Origin of the sequence: Flavobacterium sp. UBA7663 (assembly GCF_002483315.1) — a bacterium.
Taxonomy (GTDB): Bacteria; Bacteroidota; Bacteroidia; order Flavobacteriales; family Flavobacteriaceae; genus Flavobacterium.
The window spans coordinates 130,542-148,545 of record NZ_DLHR01000016.1; the positions used below are offsets into that span (position 1 = coordinate 130,542).

The following is an 18,004-nucleotide window of genomic DNA, read 5'->3' on the forward strand; positions in this document are numbered from 1 at the left end:
TTTTTTATTATTTTAGACAAAAAAAGAAAATTGCATGACACAAGAAGAACTTTTACCCCTATTGCTTAAAAAAGACGATAGGTCTTTTACGTTACTCTACGATAATTATTCGAAGAGTTTATACGGAATTATTTTCAATTTAATTAAAGACAAAGAAGAAGCTGAGGATGTGCTTCAGGAAGTTTTTGTTAAAATTTGGAAAAATATTGACACTTACAATACGTCTAAAGGCCGATTGTACACTTGGATGTTGAATATTGCCCGTAATACTTCTATTGATAAATTACGTTCAAAAGGATTTAACAACAATCAAAAAAACTTATCTACCGATAATTTCGTACATATATTGGACGATAACTCGAAGGCCATCAATAAAATAGATGCGATTGGAATTAAAGAGTTTATCAAGAAATTGAAACCAAAGTGCATCCAACTAATTGATTTGTTGTTTTTTAAAGGGTATACCCAACAAGAAGCGTCTGATGAATTAGAGATTCCTTTAGGAACCGTGAAAACACAGAATAGAAATTGTATGAATGAATTAAGACTAATGATCAATGAATAGTAGAGAATATATAGAATCAGGTATTTTAGAACTGTATGTATTTGGAAAACTTTCCGATGAAGAAATTGCGGAAGTCAACCAAATGGCAGCACAATATCCTGAAGTGAGAGAGGAAATTAAGGCTATTGAAGCTGCAGTCATTAATTTGTCACACAGTGTTGCGCCTCACTTATCGGCAACCAATTTTGAAAAAATCAGAACCGAATTACTAGGAAGAAGCAAAGTTGTAACTATGAAACCACGTTCAAATTGGTCACAATATACGGGTTGGGTTGCTGCAGCTGTATTAGTAGTTGGTTTCGGACTTCAATTTTATAAATTAAATCAAACGAACGAAACCTTGAATAACGTTTCTACACAAAAAGACTTATTACAAGAATCAATTGTAGATTTAGAATTGAAGAAGAAAGAATCTGAAGAAGTTTTAGCCATTTTAAGAGATACAAGTAATATTGCCGTTGCTTTAGCTGGACAACAAGTAGCTCCAAATGCTTATGCAAAAGCCTATTACAACAAAAATACAAAAGAAGTATACATCGATGCTTCTGGCTTACCAACTCCTCCTGAAGGAATGGTATACCAAGTATGGGCTTTAAAATTAGAACCTGTTTTAACCCCTACAAGTATTGGATTGCTTGATTCGTATGCTACAAGTACAACGAAAGTAATTAAAGTAGAAAACGCAAACGAAGCACAAGCCTTCGGAATTACATTAGAACCTGCGGGAGGAAGTGCTGGGCCTACAATGGAACAACTCTATACCTTAGGAAAAGTATAATATTCAAATGCGTCTTTATGGCGCATTTGTTTTTTAAAATTGCAAAAGAAAAATGAAAAAAATTGTAGTACTAACAGGTGCTGGAATTAGTGCCGAAAGCGGCATCAAAACTTTCCGTGATGCTGATGGTTTGTGGGAAGGTCATGACATTATGGAAGTTGCTTCTCCTATCGGTTGGAGAAAAAATGCTGAATTAGTTTTGGACTTTTACAACAAAAGAAGAGCCCAACTTTTAACCGTAAAACCCAATAAAGCACACGAAATCTTAGCCGAATTAGAAGAACATTTCGACATACACATCATAACCCAAAACGTAGACGATTTGCACGAAAGAGCTGGAAGTAATAAAGTTATTCACTTGCATGGCGAATTATTAAAAGCGAGAAGCATTTCAAACGAAGATTTCGTAATTGATTGGAAACACGATTTAAACTTAGGCGATTTCGATTTGGAAGGCAATCAATTGCGACCACATATTGTTTGGTTTGGAGAAGATGTTCCTATGATTGAACATGCAATCGAGATTGTAGAAACCGCTGATATTTTGATTATTATCGGAACTTCGTTACAAGTATATCCTGCTGCTGGATTAATGAATTATGTAGATCAAAACGTTCTTGTCTACTACATCGACCCAAAACCCGCCACCATTTACGATTTGCCAAACGAATTAAAAATTTTACCTTTAACAGCCGTAGAAGGAATGAAAATTGTAAAAGATGAACTTTTAAATTTAAAGTAAAAAACTCTCAACTAATTACTCATAACTAATCACTAATTACTAAATTTGCACTTCTTTAAACAACACACAACAAAATGCAATTAACAGAATTAAACGCTATTTCGCCAATTGATGGTCGTTATAGAAGCAAAACTATTTCATTATCTCCTTATTTTTCTGAAGAAGCCTTAATTAAATACCGAGTTTTGGTAGAGGTTGAATATTTTATTGCTTTGCGCGAAGCTGATTTACCTCAATTAGCCAAAATTGACAAATCAATTTACGATTCTTTGAGAGCCATTTACAAGAACTTTTCAACCGAAGATGCACTTTGGATTAAAGAAACTGAGAAAACAACGAATCACGATGTAAAAGCGGTGGAATATTTCATCAAATCGAAATTTGATGGTTTGGGATTACAAGAATATAAAGAGTTTATCCATTTCGGATTGACTTCTCAAGATATCAACAATACGGCAATTCCACTTTCGACAAAAGAAGCATTTGAAAACGTATATTTACCTGGTTTAGTAAGCGTAATTGCGAAATTAAAAGAATTAGCAATGGAATGGAAGGATATTCCAATGTTAGCCAGAACACACGGCCAACCAGCCTCTCCTACTCGTTTAGGAAAAGAAATTTTAGTTTTCGTAGAACGTTTAGAAGAGCAAATGCGTTTGTTGTTCAACGTTCCTTTTGCAGCTAAATTTGGTGGTGCAACCGGAAATTACAACGCACACAAAGTGGCGTATCCAACAACGGATTGGAGAAAATTTGGAAGCGATTTCGTAGAAAATAGTTTAGGATTACACCATTCGTTTCCAACAACACAAATTGAGCATTACGACCACTTTGCAGCGTTTTTTGATGCTTTAAAACGAATCAATACGATTTTAATCGATTTAGATAGAGACATTTGGACGTATGTTTCAATGGATTATTTCAAACAAAAAATCAAAGCAGGAGAAATTGGTTCTTCGGCAATGCCACACAAAGTAAATCCAATTGATTTTGAAAATTCGGAAGGAAATTTAGGAATTGCGAATGCGATTTTCGAACATCTTTCAGCCAAATTACCACTTTCAAGATTACAACGCGATTTAACAGATAGTACGGTTTTACGTAATATTGGTGTACCAATGGGACACACGTTAATTGCATTTGAAGCTACTTTGAAAGGCTTAAATAAATTGTTATTGAACGAAGAAAAATTTGCAGAAGATTTAGAGAAAAATTGGGCGGTTGTTGCAGAAGCAATTCAAACAATTTTACGCAGAGAAGGTTATCCAAATCCGTATGAAGCTCTAAAAGACTTAACTAGAACAAATACTGTAATTAACAAAGAAGCCATTCATAACTTCATCGGGACTTTAAAAGTTTCTGAAGAAGTGAGAACGGAATTAATGCAAATTACACCAAGTAATTATTTGGGGATTTAATTCCTTTTAAAATATGCCAAAACCTATCAGTATAAAATTAATCTCCATTAGTTTACTGATAGGTTTTTTCTTTTATTCTTGTTCATCTTCCAAAATCATCACTACAAATTCAAAAGCAGGTGTCGTCATTACCTTTGACGATTACTTTGTAAACGAATGGAAAGAAGCAGATGCTCAACTCGCAAAATACAATTGGAAAGCCACATTTTGCGTAAGTAATTTTGAAAAAATCTCTATTTCAGATATCTCAAATTTAAAAGAACTTCAAAACAAAGGGCACGAAATTGCTGGTCACGGATTTCGTCATCTCAATGCAAAAGAATTCGCTAAAAAAAACAACAAACAGCAATACTTAATAGTCGAAATTTTTCCATTAATCGAAGCATTTAAAAAAGAAGGCATCGAAATTAAATCGTTTGCTTATCCTTTTGGAGCCAAAACACAAACGTTAGACTACGAATTACAAAAACATTTCGATATCATAAGAGGCACAGCAAAAGGTGGCAAAAAAGTAGCCGATAACGCTAATTTCTACAACGGAACTCGACTTGCAAACGGAATTGGAATTGACAGCAATTACGAACATTTCAATCTGAATTACATTACTAAAGTTTTAAATTACGCTAAAAAGCACAATAAAATAGTCGTTTTTTACGGACACAAACCAGTTAGCAAGGCTACAAAAGAATATGAAGTAGAACTGAAAACATTAGAAATGATTTGTCAATTTGTGGTTTCAAACCAAATGAAATTTTATACACTTCAAGAACTAAATTCGTTAAAAAAACAATAAAATTAAGAGCATAAAGAATTGAAATTTTGAAAACTGAACGCTTTTCACTATTTTAGTAAAAATTCAAATGTATGCCAATATTTCTTACTGCCTCCACAGTTCATTTACCCAATTTAATTAGCGATTTAGGACTAATTTTAGTCACTGCAGCCATTGCGGTACTCATTTTTAGACTTTTAAAACAACCGTTGGTTTTAGGTTATTTGGTAGCTGGATTTTTAGCAGGAAGCGAGTTTGATTTTTTCCCAACAGTAAAAGACATGAATAGTGTCACCGTTTGGGCAGAAATTGGGGTAATATTCCTTTTATTCAGTTTAGGACTTGAATTTAGTTTTAAAAAACTAATGAAAGTAGGTGGAACAGCTTCCATAACAGCGTTAACCCAAATTATCACTATGGTAGCTTTGGGGTATTTCGTAGGACAATTAATGGATTGGGGCAAAATGAATAGCTTATTTTTGGGTGTTATTTTATCCATTTCTTCCACTACAATTATCTTAAAAACCTTTGACGAATTAGGCGTAAAAACGCAAAAATTTGCAGGAAATGTAATTGGTGCGTTAATTGTACAAGACATTTTAGCCATTTTAATGATGGTTTTATTGTCTACCGTTGCGGTAAGTCAGCAATTTTCTGGAAGTGAATTGTTTCAATCCGTTTTAAAATTAATTTTCTTTTTAACCATTTGGTTTGTAGCTGGAATTTTCTTCATTCCAACATTACTAAAAAAAGCAAAACACCTTTTAACCGATGAAATGTTACTTATTGTTTCATTGGCTTTGTGTTTATTGATGGTTTTATTTGCCGCTAATGTAGGCTTCTCACCTGCTCTTGGTGCGTTTATCATGGGTTCCATTATTGCAGAAACCACACAAGCCGAACACATTGAACATTTGGTAAAACCAGTAAAAGATTTATTTGGTGCGGTTTTCTTCGTATCGGTCGGAATGTTAATTGATCCTGAAATGTTGATGAAATATGCATTTCCTGTTGGAATTCTAACTTTAGTAGTGATTCTTGGGCAATCGCTTTCTTCAACCATTGGCGCTTTACTTTCGGGTCAACCGCTGAAACAATCCATTCAAACTGGAATGAGTTTATCTCAAATTGGAGAGTTTTCGTTCATTATCGCTACATTAGGAATGACGTTAAATGTAACGAGCGATTTCTTATATCCAATTGTAGTAGCTGTTTCTGCCATTACAACCTTTACAACGCCTTTCATGGTAAAATATTCAACGCCTTTATCCATCTTTTTAGAAAAAAAATTACCAAGAAAATGGGTTAAAAAAATCGAACGTTATAGCGCCAATACCGAAGCAATTAAATCAGTTAGCACATGGCAAATTGTATTAAAAGCGTATTTAACTCAGGTAATCATTCACTCTATAATTATTGTGGCGATTATTTTACTTTCATCGAAATATATTCTTCCTTTAGTAGAAGATTCCCGTTTTGGAAATGCCATTGCTGCTCTAATAACGGTTGTCATTTTATCACCTTTTTTATGGGCTTTATCGTTGCGAAGAGTGGCAGTGGAACAAGTGCAAGAATTAATGCAAGTGAGAAAATATCAAGGACCAATTATTGTTTTAGTATTTTTTAGAATTGCACTAACCTTATTTTATTTCGGATTTGTATTGAATGAGTTTTTCTCTCCGGTTATCGCCATAATTGCTTTAGTTATTGGAATTGCATCATACATTTTATTCCCGAAACGATTGCATGCTTTTTACAACAAAATCGAAGGTCATTTTTTGAAAAATTTCAACGACAGAGAAATCACAAAACAAGCCAACAAACGTCAAAATGTATTATCGCCTTGGGATGGTCACATGGCCGATTTAATTATTGCAAAAGAATCTAATTTAGCAGGCAAAACCTTAGAAGAATTGAAAATTAGAGAGCAATTCGGAATCAATATTGCGTCTATCAAACGTGGCGATGTCACGATTAATATTCCAATAAGAACCGAACGTTTATTCCCTGGTGACGAAATCAACGTAATTGGCACCGATGAACAAGTAAAACTATTTAAAAACTATTTAGACAAGCACGAAATCGACGAACCAGAAGCTTTCATTAAAGAAGACATTATTCTACAACAATTAGAACTTAAAAACCGTGTTTGCATTGGAAAAAGCATCCGAGAATCGCAAATTAGAGAAAAAACACACGGCATCATCGTAGGTATCGAACGCAACGGAAAACGTATCTTAAACCCAGAGTCGCATTGGATTTTAGAATCCAATGATATTTTATGGATTGCCGGTGATAGAAAAAAGATTAATGAGTTTTTGAAAGGGTAATTCTTTAGTATTCAGTTAGCAATCACAGTGTTTAGTTATCCGTGACGTTTATCATTCCGAAGGAATCTCTTGGATTATTTTGGCATGAAAGTTGATTTTTCTTTCAAAACAAACTTTATGAAAGCATTTTATATCCTTCTTTTTTCAATTGCAATATTATCTTGCCAAAAAGAAAAAACGTCTTTACCAATTGAAGAAAATTCAATTGCAATTTCTTCCCAATTAAAAACGAATAAGTTACAAACGATTGAGTTTATTCTAAAAAATGACACTTTAATTTCAGGGAAAGAAGGAACAAAAATTTGGATTACAAAAGATTTATTTGAAAATTATACTAATGGAAAAATCACTTTTGAATTAAAAGAGTTTTATTCAAAAGAAGATATGATTTTAAATGGTTTATCAACTGTAACTAATAAAGACGAATTATTAGAATCTTCGGGAATGTTTTATATTAATTTTAAAGAAGGTGATAAACAATTGAGAATCAAAAAAGGTAAATCTTATGATGTTACAATTCCAAACAAACCATTAGCGGATAGTAATATTTATTATAACGATAATGATTCTATTTTTAGTTGGGAGTTAGCAAAAACTGAGATAAAAGTTTTATTTCCAGATATATTAAGAAATCGTGCATTTAGAATTAGTGTTGGAAAAGATAATGCTGGTGGTTTTTTTAAAGAAACAACTTTAGATAGTCTAAAAATTGCTCAAAAAATTGATTCTTTAAAATTGATAAAAATTTTAGAGGAAGAAGAAAACGAATTAAAAGAGAACATCAATAACAATCAAATGGTGGTTGTTGACGAATTGAATCATGATTTAAAATACGATAAATATCGAGATATCAATAATAATGAAAGACTTACAAAAGAAGAAAAGCAAAAAAGAATAAAAAACAGAGATGCATTCTATAATTCAATGGCAGAAATCTCTAGTTTTTCGTCAGACAAATTAGGTTGGATTAATATTGATAGAATCCTAGATTATGAGAAGTTGAAAAAAGTAACTATAAATAACAATGACAAACTTTTCGATAGTGATTATGTTATTTTTTATAACTATTTAGGTCAAAAATCATTAATTAACCATTATTTATATAATTTTAATTCTGATTACGTTTATCCTGAATTAAGGATAAAAGGAAAAATTAAAGTAATCGTTTATACTAATAATGAAGATAAAATCTTTTATGACAAATTTTATATCGATAGAAATTCAAATACTGAATTCAACCTTAAGTTAAAAGAAACCACTTTGGATAAATTAAAGCAAGAACTAATCTCCAACTAACATGAAAACCCATTTCACCCTATTCATACTTCTACTTTCCACATTCAGTTTCAGTCAAAATCAAAACAAAATTGATTTGGAAAAACTGAAAACAAAATTGTATCAATTGGTAAACGAAGAGCGTTCCAATAACGACAGAAAAGTACTTGGTTTGGACCCTTATTTGAAAAAAGCAGCAGATGACCATGCCAAATACATAGCAAAAGTTCAAACCTTGTCGCACGAACAGACTGATGCTAAAAAGCAAAGTCCAAAAGAACGAGTTTATTTCTATGGCGGAAATTCGTTTGTTTTAGTGGGTGAAAATCTATTATTTACAGGAATTAAAAACCAAATTTATTCCGACGAAGATTTAGATATTTTAGCCTTAAAAATGTTTAATCTGTGGAAGAAATCACCGAATCATTACAAGAATATTTCAGAAACAAAATATAATTTCACAGAAATTGGTTTTAGCATTGATTGGGAAAACAAGAAAATTTATGCGGTGCAAATGTTTGGCGCAAAATAAAAAAAACCTGATAGCTTATAAACTATCAGGTTTATATTTTACTGATTACTGTGACTGATCACTGAATACTTAAAAATTATCTCGAATAATTCGGAGCTTCTTTTGTAATCGTTACATTGTGTGGATGACTTTCGCCAATTCCACTTGCTGTAATTCTAATGAAACGTCCGTTTTCTTGTAACGTTGGAATATCTTTTGCTCCACAATATCCCATTCCGGCTCTTAAACCGCCGATGAATTGTTGCATGCTTTCGTTCAATTCTCCTTTATAAGGCACACGCCCCACGATTCCTTCTGGAACTAATTTCTTAACATCGTCTTCTACATCTTGGAAATAACGGTCTTTAGAACCTTCTTGCATCGCTTCAACAGAACCCATTCCACGGTATGATTTGAATTTTCTTCCTTCAAAAATAATCGTTTCTCCTGGTGATTCTTTAGTTCCTGCTAAAAGTGAACCTAACATCACACAATCAGCACCCGCAGCAATCGCTTTTGGAATATCTCCTGTATAACGAATTCCACCATCTGCAATAACTGGAACTCCTGTTCCTTTTAAAGCCGCAGCAACTTCTAAAACTGCTGAAAATTGTGGAAAGCCAACACCTGCAACAACTCTAGTTGTACAAATAGAACCTGGACCAATTCCAACTTTCACTGCATCAGCTCCGTTTTGAGCTAAATATAATGCTGCTTCTGGAGTAGCAATGTTTCCTACAACTACATCTAAATCTGGGAATTTTGCTTTTACAGCTTTTAACACACCTACCACACCTTTCGTATGTCCGTGAGCGGTATCAATAATTACAGCATCAACACCTGCAGTTACTAAAGCCGTTGCTCTATCTACTGCATCAGCTGTTACACCTAAAGCCGCAGCCACACGTAAACGACCAAATCTATCTTTATTAGCAATGGGTTTTTGCGTTAATTTGGTAATATCTCTAAAGGTAATTAAACCCACTAATTTATTGTTGTTGTCAACTACAGGTAATTTTTCAATTTTATTTTCTTGAAGAATTCCTTCGGCTTCTTGTAAAGTTGTTCCTTGAGCAGCCGTTACTAACTTTTCAGAAGTCATTACTTCTAAAATAGAACGGGTATTAATTTTTTCGAAACGTAAATCTCTATTGGTAACAATTCCTTTTAAAATTCCGTTATCATCTACTACTGGAATTCCGCCAATACTGAATTCTTTCATTGCCATCTTCGCATCACCCACAGTTGCTGTTAAAGGCAATGTTACTGGATCGATAATCATACCGCTTTCTGCACGTTTAACTTTCTTTACTTTCGCTGCTTGTTGCTCAATAGTCATGTTTTTGTGTAACACGCCAATTCCACCTTCTTGTGCCATAGCAATTGCCATAGAACTTTCGGTAACCGTATCCATTGCTGCGGAAACGATAGGAACATTCAAAGTAATATTTCTCGAAAACTTCGATTGAATACTAACTTCGCGTGGTAAAATTTCTGAATAATTTGGAATAAGCAAAACATCGTCGTAAGTAAGACCTTCGCCAACGATTTTAGTTGTGTGTGCTTTCATGGTGCAATTTGTAGTTGTTGTTAAATTGCGTGCAAATATAGTAAAACTTAGACAAATAATCTATTTCTTTTAAGAATAAATTATGTAACTTGCATAAATAATATTTCAATTACAATGAGCGATTCTAAAAAAACAAGTACAGGTTTAACCGATTTAGAAGTTTTAGAATCCGCAAAAATTCACGGCACTAACTCTCTTAAACACGCTAAAAAAAACCACTTCTTAAATTCGTTATTAGACATTGTAAAGGAACCTATGTTTCTTTTATTGTTTACCGCAACGAGTATATATTTCATAACTGGAGATTATGGTGATGGCATTTTTATGGCCATTGCGATTGTCTTTGTAATTGCAATTTCTGTTTTTCAAGAATCCAGAAGTCGGAATGCGATTGAAGCTTTAAAAAAATTATCACAACCCAAATGTAAAGTCATTCGAAACAGTACAATCATCGAAATTCCAACCGAAGAAATTGTAATTGGTGATTGTGTTCAGCTGGAAGAAGGTGCTTTTATTCCTGCTGACGGCATTATACTTTCCTCCAACGATTTTTCGGTTAACGAATCTATTTTAACAGGCGAATCTTTATCGGTTTTTAAATCAAATGAATCTGAAAATAAACAAGTGTTTCAAGGTACAATTGTGGCATCTGGACTTGCTATTTGTGAAATAACAGCAATTGGAAAAAACACCCAACTAGGAAAAATTGGCTCCAGTTTGAATGCTATTGAAGACGAAAAAACGCCTTTGCAAATTCAAATCAACAATTTCGTTACCAAAATGTCAATTATCGGTTTAGTGATTTTCGGAATCGTTTGGGGCATTAATTATTACAATTCTAGAGAATTATTAGATAGTTTATTGAAAGCATTAACCTTAGCAATGAGCGTTATTCCTGAGGAAATTCCAGTAGCATTCACCACTTTTATGGCTTTAGGTGCTTGGCGTTTGATGAAAATGGGAATCATTACCAAACAAACCAAAACCGTTGAAACCTTAGGAAGCGCGACCGTAATTTGCACAGATAAAACTGGAACCATTACGGAAAATAAAATGAGTTTGGCCGAGTTGTATCTTTTTGATTCTGATACAATTATTGATACGAAAGAAAAACTAACAACAGAAGCCGAAGAAGTCTTGAATTACGCCATGTGGTCAAGCGAACCAATTCCATTTGATGCGATGGAAATTGCGATTCATGAAGCGTATTCCAATTTTGAAAGCGACGACGAAAGACCAAATTTTAAATTGGTTCACGAATACCCTTTAAGCGGAAAACCTCCTATGATGACGCATATTTTCGAAAACAAATCGGGTAAAAAAATCATCGCTGCAAAAGGAGCGCCTGAAGCATTAATCGAAGTAAGCCATTTGAGTGAAGTTGAAAAAAATCAGGTTTTGAATGCTATGAAGACAATGACTTGCAAAGGTTTTCGCGTTTTAGGCGTTGGAGTTTCTGACTTTTCAGGAACGGATTATCCTGAAAGCCAACAAGCATTAAAATTCAACTTTAAAGGTTTGGTTGCTTTTTATGATCCACCAAAACACAATATTCAAGCAGTTTTTGAAACGTTTTACAAAGCGGGAATTCAAGTAAAAATCGTAACAGGAGATAATGCTGAAACTACTTCAACCATCGCAAAACAAGTCGGATTTAAAAATGCAGATAAAGTGTTGAATGGCGACGAATTAATGGCAATGGATGAAGCGACTTTAAAAGAAAAAGTTATGCAAACCTCCATTTTTACTCGAATGTTTCCAGAAGCCAAACTTAAAATAATTCAAGCTTTAAAGGCAAATAATCAAATTGTAGCCATGACAGGTGATGGTGTAAATGACGGACCTGCTTTGAAATCGGCACATATTGGCATTGCGATGGGTAAAAAAGGAACCGAAATTGCCAAACAAGCCGCCAATTTAATTCTTATAGATGATAATTTCGAAAAAATGACGGATGCCATCGCAATGGGAAGAAAAATTTACATCAACCTCAAAAAAGCGATTCAATACATCATTTCAATTCATATTCCGATTATTTTAATTGTATTTATTCCATTGGCTTTGGGCTGGATGTATCCGAATATTTTTACGCCAGTTCATATTATTTTCTTGGAAATTATTATGGGTCCAACTTGTTCCATAATTTACGAAAACGAACCTATGGAAGACAATCTAATGATACAAAAACCTAGACCACTAACCACAACTTTCTTCAATTTGAAAGAAGTATTGATTAGCATCATTCAAGGCTTAGTAATTACGTTAGGATTGTTATTTATGTATCAATATGCTGTGGGAGAAAATATGTCCGAAAACGGCACTAGAACTTTGATTTTCTTAACATTAATCACTTCTAATATCGTATTAACATTAGCGAATCGTTCGTTTTATTATTCGATTTTTAAAACAATTCAGTACAAAAATAACTTAGTGGGATTAATCATTGGAATCACAATTCTAATGACTGGATTATTGCTATTTATTCCTGCTTTTTCAAAGTTCTTCTTGTTTGAAATGGTAAGTGTTTCCCAAATAGGAATTTGTGTTTTAGTGGGAAGTATTTCGGTGCTTTGGGTAGAAATTTATAAATTTTTTAAGCGAAGAAAATCGAATTAATGAAATTCGCCAAATAATTTAGTCGCTTCATTATAAGCACTTTCAAAACTCATTGGACTCGTATTCGTATTTTCTCTTTTGGTAGTGAAATACGATAATAATTTTTCTGTTGGCATGTTTCCAGTTAAATCATCTTTTGCCATTGGACAACCACCAAAACCCTGAATAGCACCATCATAACGACGACAACCTGCATTGTAAGCCGCATCAATTTTTTCAAACCATTTGTCTGGTGTGGTGTGTAAATGTGCTCCAAATTCAATGTTTGGATATTTCGGAATCAAATTTGAAAACAAATAATCAATAACTTCTGGAGTTGAACTTCCAACAGTATCAGAAAGCGATAGAATTTTCACACCCATATTCGCCAATTTTTCAGTCCATTCGCCTACTATTTCCACGTTCCAAGCATCTCCATACGGATTTCCAAAGCCCATTGAAATGTAGGTAACCACTTCTTTATTCGATTTATCTGCGATTTCTAGAATCTCTTGTAATGTCACCAAACTTTCAGCAATAGTTTTGTGTGTATTTCGCATTTGAAAATTTTCCGAAATTGAAAAAGGGAAACCTAAATATTGAATTTCTTTGTGAACAGAAGCATTTTGAGCGCCTTGTGTATTGGCAATAATGGCTAATAATTTGCTATTCGTTGCCGATAAATCCAATTGAGCTAAAACCTCAACCGTATCTTGCATTTGTGGAATCGCTTTTGGCGACACAAAACTTCCAAAATCAATAGTATCAAAGCCTACACGCAATAACGATTGTATGTATTTTACCTTTTTCTCTGTAGGAATAAAAGGTTTAATGCCTTGCATGGCATCGCGTGGACATTCGATAATTTTGATTTCGTTCATAGCTTCAAAGATAGAAATTTTAGCTGTTTTCCAAAATCTTTTTGTTGATTGCTTTCACTAAAGCAGGTCCTTCATAAATAAATCCTGTATAAAGTTGCACTAAACTTGCACCAGCATTCAACTTTTCAATCGCATCTTCAGCGGTATGAATTCCTCCTACTCCAATAATTGGGAACGACTTATTACTTTTTTCCGAAAGAAAACGAATTACTTCTGTAGAACGTTTGGTTAATGGTTTTCCAGATAAACCACCCATTTCTGATTTGTTTTCCGATTGTAAACCTTCGCGAGAAATCGTAGTATTCGTAGCAATTACGCCAGCAATTTTAGTTTCGTTTACAATATCTATGATATCTAATAGTTGTTCATCTGTTAAATCGGGAGCGATTTTTAGTAAAATTGGCTTTTGTTTTGGTTTTGCATTGTTCTTATCTTGAAGTGTTTGCAATAATTCTGTCAAAGGCTTTTTATCTTGCAATTCACGAAGATTTGGTGTGTTTGGCGAACTCACATTGACCACAAAATAATCTACATACGGAAACAAAGCTTCAAAACAGATTTCGTAATCCTTCACCGCTTCTTCGTTTGGCGTAACTTTATTTTTTCCGATGTTTCCACCGATTAAAACGCCTTTATTTTTTTTCAAACGTTCTACTGCATCTTTAACACCGCCATTATTGAAACCCATTCGGTTGATAATCGCATTGTCTTCTTTCAACCGAAATAATCGTTTTTTAGGATTTCCTTCTTGTCCAACAGGAGTTAGTGTTCCAATTTCTATAAATCCGAAACCGAAATTCGATAACTCTTGGTATAACTTCGCATCTTTATCAAACCCAGCAGCTAATCCGACAGGATTTTTGAATTTAATTCCGAAAACTTCTCTTTCTAAACGAGCATCTTTTACTTCGTAAAGCGATTGAAATAAGCTTGAAAAACCTGGAATTTTATTCAGAAAACGAATGAATGAAAAGGTAAAATAATGCACTTTTTCTGGATCGAAACAGAAAAGTAACGGACGAATAAATAGTTTGTACATAATATGTTGTGTTGTTCTGCAAAAGTAAGAAAATGCTATTCCAAAAAAAAGTATTGACGCATTTTGTAACAATAAAAGATTTGGTGCGTATAATTAGCAAGAACAAATTCAATTGCAAGAACAAGTTTAAAATTCTAATTTCTAAATTCTAATTTCAAAATGGCACAAACTCCTTCTAACATGTTACCATTGGGTACAATTGCTCCTGATTTCAATTTGAAAGATACTAATTCGAATGAATATAAAACTTTTGAAGATTGCAAAGGCGAAAAAGGAACCGTTGTTATGTTCATTTGCAATCATTGTCCGTTTGTGCATCATGTGATGGAAGAAGTGCTAAAAGTGGTGAACGATTATCGTGTGCAAGGCATTGGTTTTGTAGCAATTTCAAGCAACGATGTAATAAAATATCCTCAAGATGCACCAGAATTAATGACGGAATTTGCCTTTGAAAACGGATTTGAATTCCCTTATTTATTCGATGAAACACAAGAAGTTGCGAAAGCCTATGATGCGGCTTGTACGCCTGATTTTTATCTTTTCGACAATCAAAATAAATTGGTTTATAGAGGCCAATTAGATGATAGCCGACCAGCAAATGGTATTCCATTAAGTGGTTCCGATTTAAGAAGCGCTATTGATGGTGTGGTTATAAATCGACTGATTAATCCAGAGCAGAAACCGAGTATTGGGTGTAATATTAAGTGGAAATAATTTACTAATCCAAAAGCTTTGCTTACCTTTGTCAAACTATAATTTTTAGTCTTGAAAAATACATTTTTACATACATTTTCAATAAATAATACATTATACAATAAGGTATTATTCTTTTCTCACAGCAAGGCCTTCATCAATTAGGCCTCCGTCTTTCTATACATATTCTTCAGGCGGAGGATTTTCTTTTACAAAACTACATTCAATAACATTTCAGAAATAACTTCTGGAATCATTTTTTTTTATCTAAAAACTAAAAAACATGTCACAAAAAAAACTTTTTGGGAAGCTAAACGCGCGCCATATTATTTGGTTAATCACACTTTCTTTTTTTACAGGAACCCTTTTCTTGGTCTTTTATTATAAAGTACACTCCGTCTTTTTAAGTGCACCATTTATCACATTGTTTCTCGTATTAATTGATAGTACACAAACAAAACACTCTGTTCGAAAAAATTACCCATTAGTAGGTAGATTACGTTATTTATTTGAATCGGTTCGACCTGAATTTCGTCAATACTTTTTTGAAGGTGAATTAGATGGAAAACCATTTAATAGAAGACAGCGCTCTATTGTGTATCAAAGAGCTAAAAACGAAAAGCAAACCATTTCCTTTGGAATGCAAGACGACCCAAATCGTATTGGATATGAATGGGCCGCACATTCGGTTTATCCAAAAAAAGCGGACGAGAAAAAATTTAGAACGCTAATTGGTGGCTCAAATTGTTTACAACCTTACAATGCTAGCATTTACAACATTAGTGCAATGAGCTATGGCGCCTTGAGTAAAACTGCCATTACTTCTTTAAATGAAGGAGCTAAACTTGGAAATTTTGCTCATAATACTGGTGAAGGCGGTATTAGTGATTACCATTTAATGGGAGGCGATTTGATTTGGCAAATTGGAACAGGATATTTTGGATGTAGAGATGAAAAGGGAAATTTTTCGAGTGAATTATTTGCTCAAAAAGCCAATTATGAACAAGTAAAGATGATTGAACTAAAATTATCTCAAGGAGCAAAACCAGGTCATGGCGGATTACTTCCCGCAGAAAAAAACACGCCTGAAATAGCAAAAATTAGAAACATAAAACCTTTTACAACCGTTCATTCTCCATCTGGACATACTGCTTTTTCAAATGCTACTGAATTCCTGTATTTTATTGGACGATTACGTGAACTATCAAACTTTAAACCTATTGGCTTTAAAATTTGTATTGGTCGAAAAGATGAATTTATTGATATTGTAAAAGCTATGTTACATACTAAAATTTATCCTGATTTTATTACCATTGATGGTGCTGAAGGCGGAACAGGTGCGGCACCTCTTGAATTTATTGATTATATGGGAATGGCACTATCGGATGCGATTGTGTTTGTAAACCAAACCTTAAAAGAATATGGACTACGTGACGAAATTAAAATTTTAGCTGCCGGAAAAATCATCTCAGCATTTGATATTGCAAAAACATTGGCTTTAGGAGCCGATGCTTGTTATAGTGCAAGAGGTATGATGTTTGCTCTTGGATGCATTCAAGCCTTGCAATGCGATAGTGGAAAATGTCCGGTAGGAATCGCAACGCAAGATAAATCGTTATACAAAGGATTAGATGTTACTGATAAAAGGGTTCGAGTTGCAAATTTTCATAAGAATACCTTAAAAGCTTTTGGTGAATTTATTGGAGCATGTGGATTTGAAAATCCGAAAGAAATAACTCCCGATTTCTTACATAAAAGAGTTGAACACAATTCAAATCAAAATTTTACGGAGATATATTATCCCGAGAAGGAAAAAAATAATATGCAATACATAAATTTAAACTAAACAATATGAAACCAATACCAACATTCACATTAAGTGATTATAAACTGTTGAAAAAAATCACAAAAGCGAATATTTCAGCTACAAGTGCTAGAGAAATAAAATTACTAAATGAGGAATTAGATCGTGGAATTATAATTGAAGATTCAGTAATTGAAAATAGTTTTATACGTATTAATTCTGAAGTAATAATTGAAGATATGGATACAAAAAAACAAATGAAATTTCAAATTGTTTTACCGTCTCAGGTCAATATAAAAGAAAGTAAATATTCAGTTCTTGTTCCTTTAAGCGTTGCTATTATTGGCTTTAAAGCCAACGATCAAGTAGATTGGGAATTGCCTGCTGGAAACAAAACATTAAAAGTTATTGCTGTAAACAACTGCAACTAATTCATAAACACCTTTTATTGAGGTGTTTTTTTATTTTCGTTCAACAATCACTTCAATCGGATTATTGCTTCTTGGTCCGAAGCTTCTGGCTTGGCGTTCGTTTTCACTCGAACATAAAATGTACATATTAAAAGCTTGTAATTGGACTAATTGCTCTTTAAACTTGCCTTTAGTATCTTCAATTTTAATGTAAAATTCTTCCGCAGGAAACGTATTGGTTACCGAAAGTAAATAAGTATCACCAGCATACGGGAAAAACCATTTTTCTGGTTCGTTTGGTTTGCTAATTAAATGATTTCGAGTAAAGATTAAAGGTTGATTGCCGTATTTCCAACTGTATTTATTATTCTCGTTGATGATTTCTGCTCCTTTTTCGTTGACCAACGTAATTTTTAAATCGGCAATATTATCTGTTTTTCCTTCTTCATGCACTTTTACTACTAAATAAGATGTAAAATCAAAGCCACAATGCGGCACTTGCCCAAAGGAGAACAAAGAGAATAATAAAAAGAAAAAAGATAATTTGGTTTTCATAGACTTGAATTGGTTGTAAAAATACAAAAACAATACCAAAAAAAAATCCGCCAATTGACGGATACT

16 protein-coding genes are annotated in these 18,004 nt (G+C 33.4%); 12 read left to right on the top strand and 4 right to left on the bottom strand.

Translation table 11 applies throughout. The annotated features are described in order from the left end of the window. Positions 1–34: 34 nt before the first annotated feature. The 8 genes from B2741_RS06975 to B2741_RS07010 all read left to right on the top strand — a co-directional run bounded on the left by B2741_RS06975 (position 35) and on the right by B2741_RS07010 (position 8,412). On the top strand, positions 35–565 hold the full coding sequence (locus B2741_RS06975; protein WP_133606187.1) for an RNA polymerase sigma factor: 531 nt from the start codon (positions 35–37) through the stop codon (positions 563–565). Then, positions 558–1,343: an anti-sigma factor gene (locus B2741_RS06980; RefSeq protein ID WP_291136792.1), complete on the top strand. Its 786-nt coding sequence runs from the start codon at positions 558–560 to the stop codon at positions 1,341–1,343. Before B2741_RS06975 ends, B2741_RS06980 begins: the two co-directional genes overlap by 8 nt. Before the next feature lie 52 nt (positions 1,344–1,395). Next, complete coding sequence (locus B2741_RS06985; RefSeq protein ID WP_291136795.1) at positions 1,396–2,085, top strand: SIR2 family NAD-dependent protein deacylase; 690 nt, start codon at positions 1,396–1,398, stop codon at positions 2,083–2,085. Between the two features lie 74 nt (positions 2,086–2,159). Beyond that, positions 2,160–3,503, top strand: a complete 1,344-nt coding sequence (gene purB / locus B2741_RS06990) for an adenylosuccinate lyase (protein WP_291136798.1) — start codon at positions 2,160–2,162, stop codon at positions 3,501–3,503. 13 nt (positions 3,504–3,516) lie between these two features. Next, positions 3,517–4,296, top strand: a complete 780-nt coding sequence (locus tag B2741_RS06995) for a polysaccharide deacetylase family protein (protein ID WP_291136800.1) — start codon at positions 3,517–3,519, stop codon at positions 4,294–4,296. Between the two features lie 71 nt (positions 4,297–4,367). Further along, positions 4,368–6,605 carry a cation:proton antiporter gene (locus B2741_RS07000; RefSeq protein ID WP_291136803.1) on the top strand — a complete coding sequence of 746 codons (2,238 nt, stop codon included), beginning with the start codon at positions 4,368–4,370 and terminating at the stop codon, positions 6,603–6,605. Between the two features lie 117 nt (positions 6,606–6,722). Beyond that, positions 6,723–7,901 carry a hypothetical protein gene (locus tag B2741_RS07005; protein ID WP_291136806.1) on the top strand — a complete coding sequence of 393 codons (1,179 nt, stop codon included), beginning with the start codon at positions 6,723–6,725 and terminating at the stop codon, positions 7,899–7,901. Between the two features lies 1 nt (position 7,902). Beyond that, the gene (locus B2741_RS07010; RefSeq protein WP_291136809.1) at positions 7,903–8,412 is read left to right on the top strand and encodes a CAP domain-containing protein; all 510 of its coding nucleotides are present in this window, start codon (positions 7,903–7,905) and stop codon (positions 8,410–8,412) included. Positions 8,413–8,488: 76 nt separating this feature from the next. Here B2741_RS07010 and guaB read toward each other — a convergent pair whose 3' ends face one another. Then, positions 8,489–9,961 carry an IMP dehydrogenase gene (gene guaB, locus B2741_RS07015; RefSeq protein WP_291136812.1) on the bottom strand — a complete coding sequence of 491 codons (1,473 nt, stop codon included), beginning with the start codon at positions 9,959–9,961 and terminating at the stop codon, positions 8,489–8,491. Between the two features lie 114 nt (positions 9,962–10,075). On the opposite strand from guaB, the gene B2741_RS07020 reads away from it, so the two are divergent. Further along, the gene (locus B2741_RS07020; protein WP_291136815.1) at positions 10,076–12,577 is read left to right on the top strand and encodes a cation-translocating P-type ATPase; all 2,502 of its coding nucleotides are present in this window, start codon (positions 10,076–10,078) and stop codon (positions 12,575–12,577) included. Here B2741_RS07020 and B2741_RS07025 read toward each other — a convergent pair. Both B2741_RS07025 and B2741_RS07030 read right to left on the bottom strand, forming a co-directional pair. Beyond that, a complete protein-coding gene (locus tag B2741_RS07025; protein WP_291136818.1) occupies positions 12,574–13,437 on the bottom strand; it encodes a hydroxymethylglutaryl-CoA lyase in 864 nt (287 codons plus the stop codon). The genes B2741_RS07020 and B2741_RS07025 overlap by 4 nt on opposite strands. A gap of 19 nt (positions 13,438–13,456) precedes the next feature. Beyond that, positions 13,457–14,476 (bottom strand): quinone-dependent dihydroorotate dehydrogenase, encoded by a 1,020-nt coding sequence (locus B2741_RS07030; RefSeq protein ID WP_291136821.1) that lies wholly within the window; start codon positions 14,474–14,476, stop codon positions 13,457–13,459. Between the two features lie 159 nt (positions 14,477–14,635). Here B2741_RS07030 and B2741_RS07035 point away from each other — a divergent pair, with 159 nt between their 5' ends. The 3 genes from B2741_RS07035 (at position 14,636) to B2741_RS07045 (ending at position 17,404) form a co-directional block, all read left to right on the top strand. Continuing rightward, complete coding sequence (locus B2741_RS07035; protein WP_291136824.1) at positions 14,636–15,190, top strand: thioredoxin family protein; 555 nt, start codon at positions 14,636–14,638, stop codon at positions 15,188–15,190. Positions 15,191–15,452: 262 nt separating this feature from the next. Further along, the gene (locus B2741_RS07040; RefSeq protein WP_291136827.1) at positions 15,453–17,015 is read left to right on the top strand and encodes an FMN-binding glutamate synthase family protein; all 1,563 of its coding nucleotides are present in this window, start codon (positions 15,453–15,455) and stop codon (positions 17,013–17,015) included. Positions 17,016–17,020: 5 nt separating this feature from the next. Beyond that, positions 17,021–17,404: a GreA/GreB family elongation factor gene (locus tag B2741_RS07045; RefSeq protein ID WP_291136830.1), complete on the top strand. Its 384-nt coding sequence runs from the start codon at positions 17,021–17,023 to the stop codon at positions 17,402–17,404. 30 nt (positions 17,405–17,434) lie between these two features. On the opposite strand, the gene B2741_RS07050 is transcribed toward B2741_RS07045, so the two are convergent. Next, complete coding sequence (locus B2741_RS07050) at positions 17,435–17,938, bottom strand: hypothetical protein (protein ID WP_291136833.1); 504 nt, start codon at positions 17,936–17,938, stop codon at positions 17,435–17,437. Positions 17,939–18,004: the final 66 nt, after the last annotated feature.

Excerpts from the sequence above, each read along its gene's own strand:
- B2741_RS06985 (WP_291136795.1), top strand. The coding sequence starts at position 1,396 with ATGAAAAAAATTGTAGTACTAACAGGTGCTGGAATTAGTGCCGAAAGC.
- B2741_RS06975 (WP_133606187.1), top strand. The coding sequence starts at position 35 with ATGACACAAGAAGAACTTTTACCCCTATTGCTTAAAAAAGACGATAGG.
- B2741_RS07045 (WP_291136830.1), top strand. The coding sequence starts at position 17,021 with ATGAAACCAATACCAACATTCACATTAAGTGATTATAAACTGTTGAAA.
- B2741_RS06980 (WP_291136792.1), top strand. The coding sequence starts at position 558 with ATGAATAGTAGAGAATATATAGAATCAGGTATTTTAGAACTGTATGTA.
- B2741_RS07035 (WP_291136824.1), top strand. The coding sequence starts at position 14,636 with ATGGCACAAACTCCTTCTAACATGTTACCATTGGGTACAATTGCTCCT.
- B2741_RS07025 (WP_291136818.1), bottom strand. The coding sequence starts at position 13,437 with ATGAACGAAATCAAAATTATCGAATGTCCACGCGATGCCATGCAAGGC.
- B2741_RS07000 (WP_291136803.1), top strand. The coding sequence starts at position 4,368 with ATGCCAATATTTCTTACTGCCTCCACAGTTCATTTACCCAATTTAATT.
- B2741_RS07005 (WP_291136806.1), top strand. The coding sequence starts at position 6,723 with ATGAAAGCATTTTATATCCTTCTTTTTTCAATTGCAATATTATCTTGC.
- B2741_RS07040 (WP_291136827.1), top strand. The coding sequence starts at position 15,453 with ATGTCACAAAAAAAACTTTTTGGGAAGCTAAACGCGCGCCATATTATT.
- B2741_RS07010 (WP_291136809.1), top strand. The coding sequence starts at position 7,903 with ATGAAAACCCATTTCACCCTATTCATACTTCTACTTTCCACATTCAGT.
- B2741_RS07020 (WP_291136815.1), top strand. The coding sequence starts at position 10,076 with ATGAGCGATTCTAAAAAAACAAGTACAGGTTTAACCGATTTAGAAGTT.
- purB (WP_291136798.1), top strand. The coding sequence starts at position 2,160 with ATGCAATTAACAGAATTAAACGCTATTTCGCCAATTGATGGTCGTTAT.
- B2741_RS07050 (WP_291136833.1), bottom strand. The coding sequence starts at position 17,938 with ATGAAAACCAAATTATCTTTTTTCTTTTTATTATTCTCTTTGTTCTCC.
- guaB (WP_291136812.1), bottom strand. The coding sequence starts at position 9,961 with ATGAAAGCACACACAACTAAAATCGTTGGCGAAGGTCTTACTTACGAC.
- B2741_RS07030 (WP_291136821.1), bottom strand. The coding sequence starts at position 14,476 with ATGTACAAACTATTTATTCGTCCGTTACTTTTCTGTTTCGATCCAGAA.
- B2741_RS06995 (WP_291136800.1), top strand. The coding sequence starts at position 3,517 with ATGCCAAAACCTATCAGTATAAAATTAATCTCCATTAGTTTACTGATA.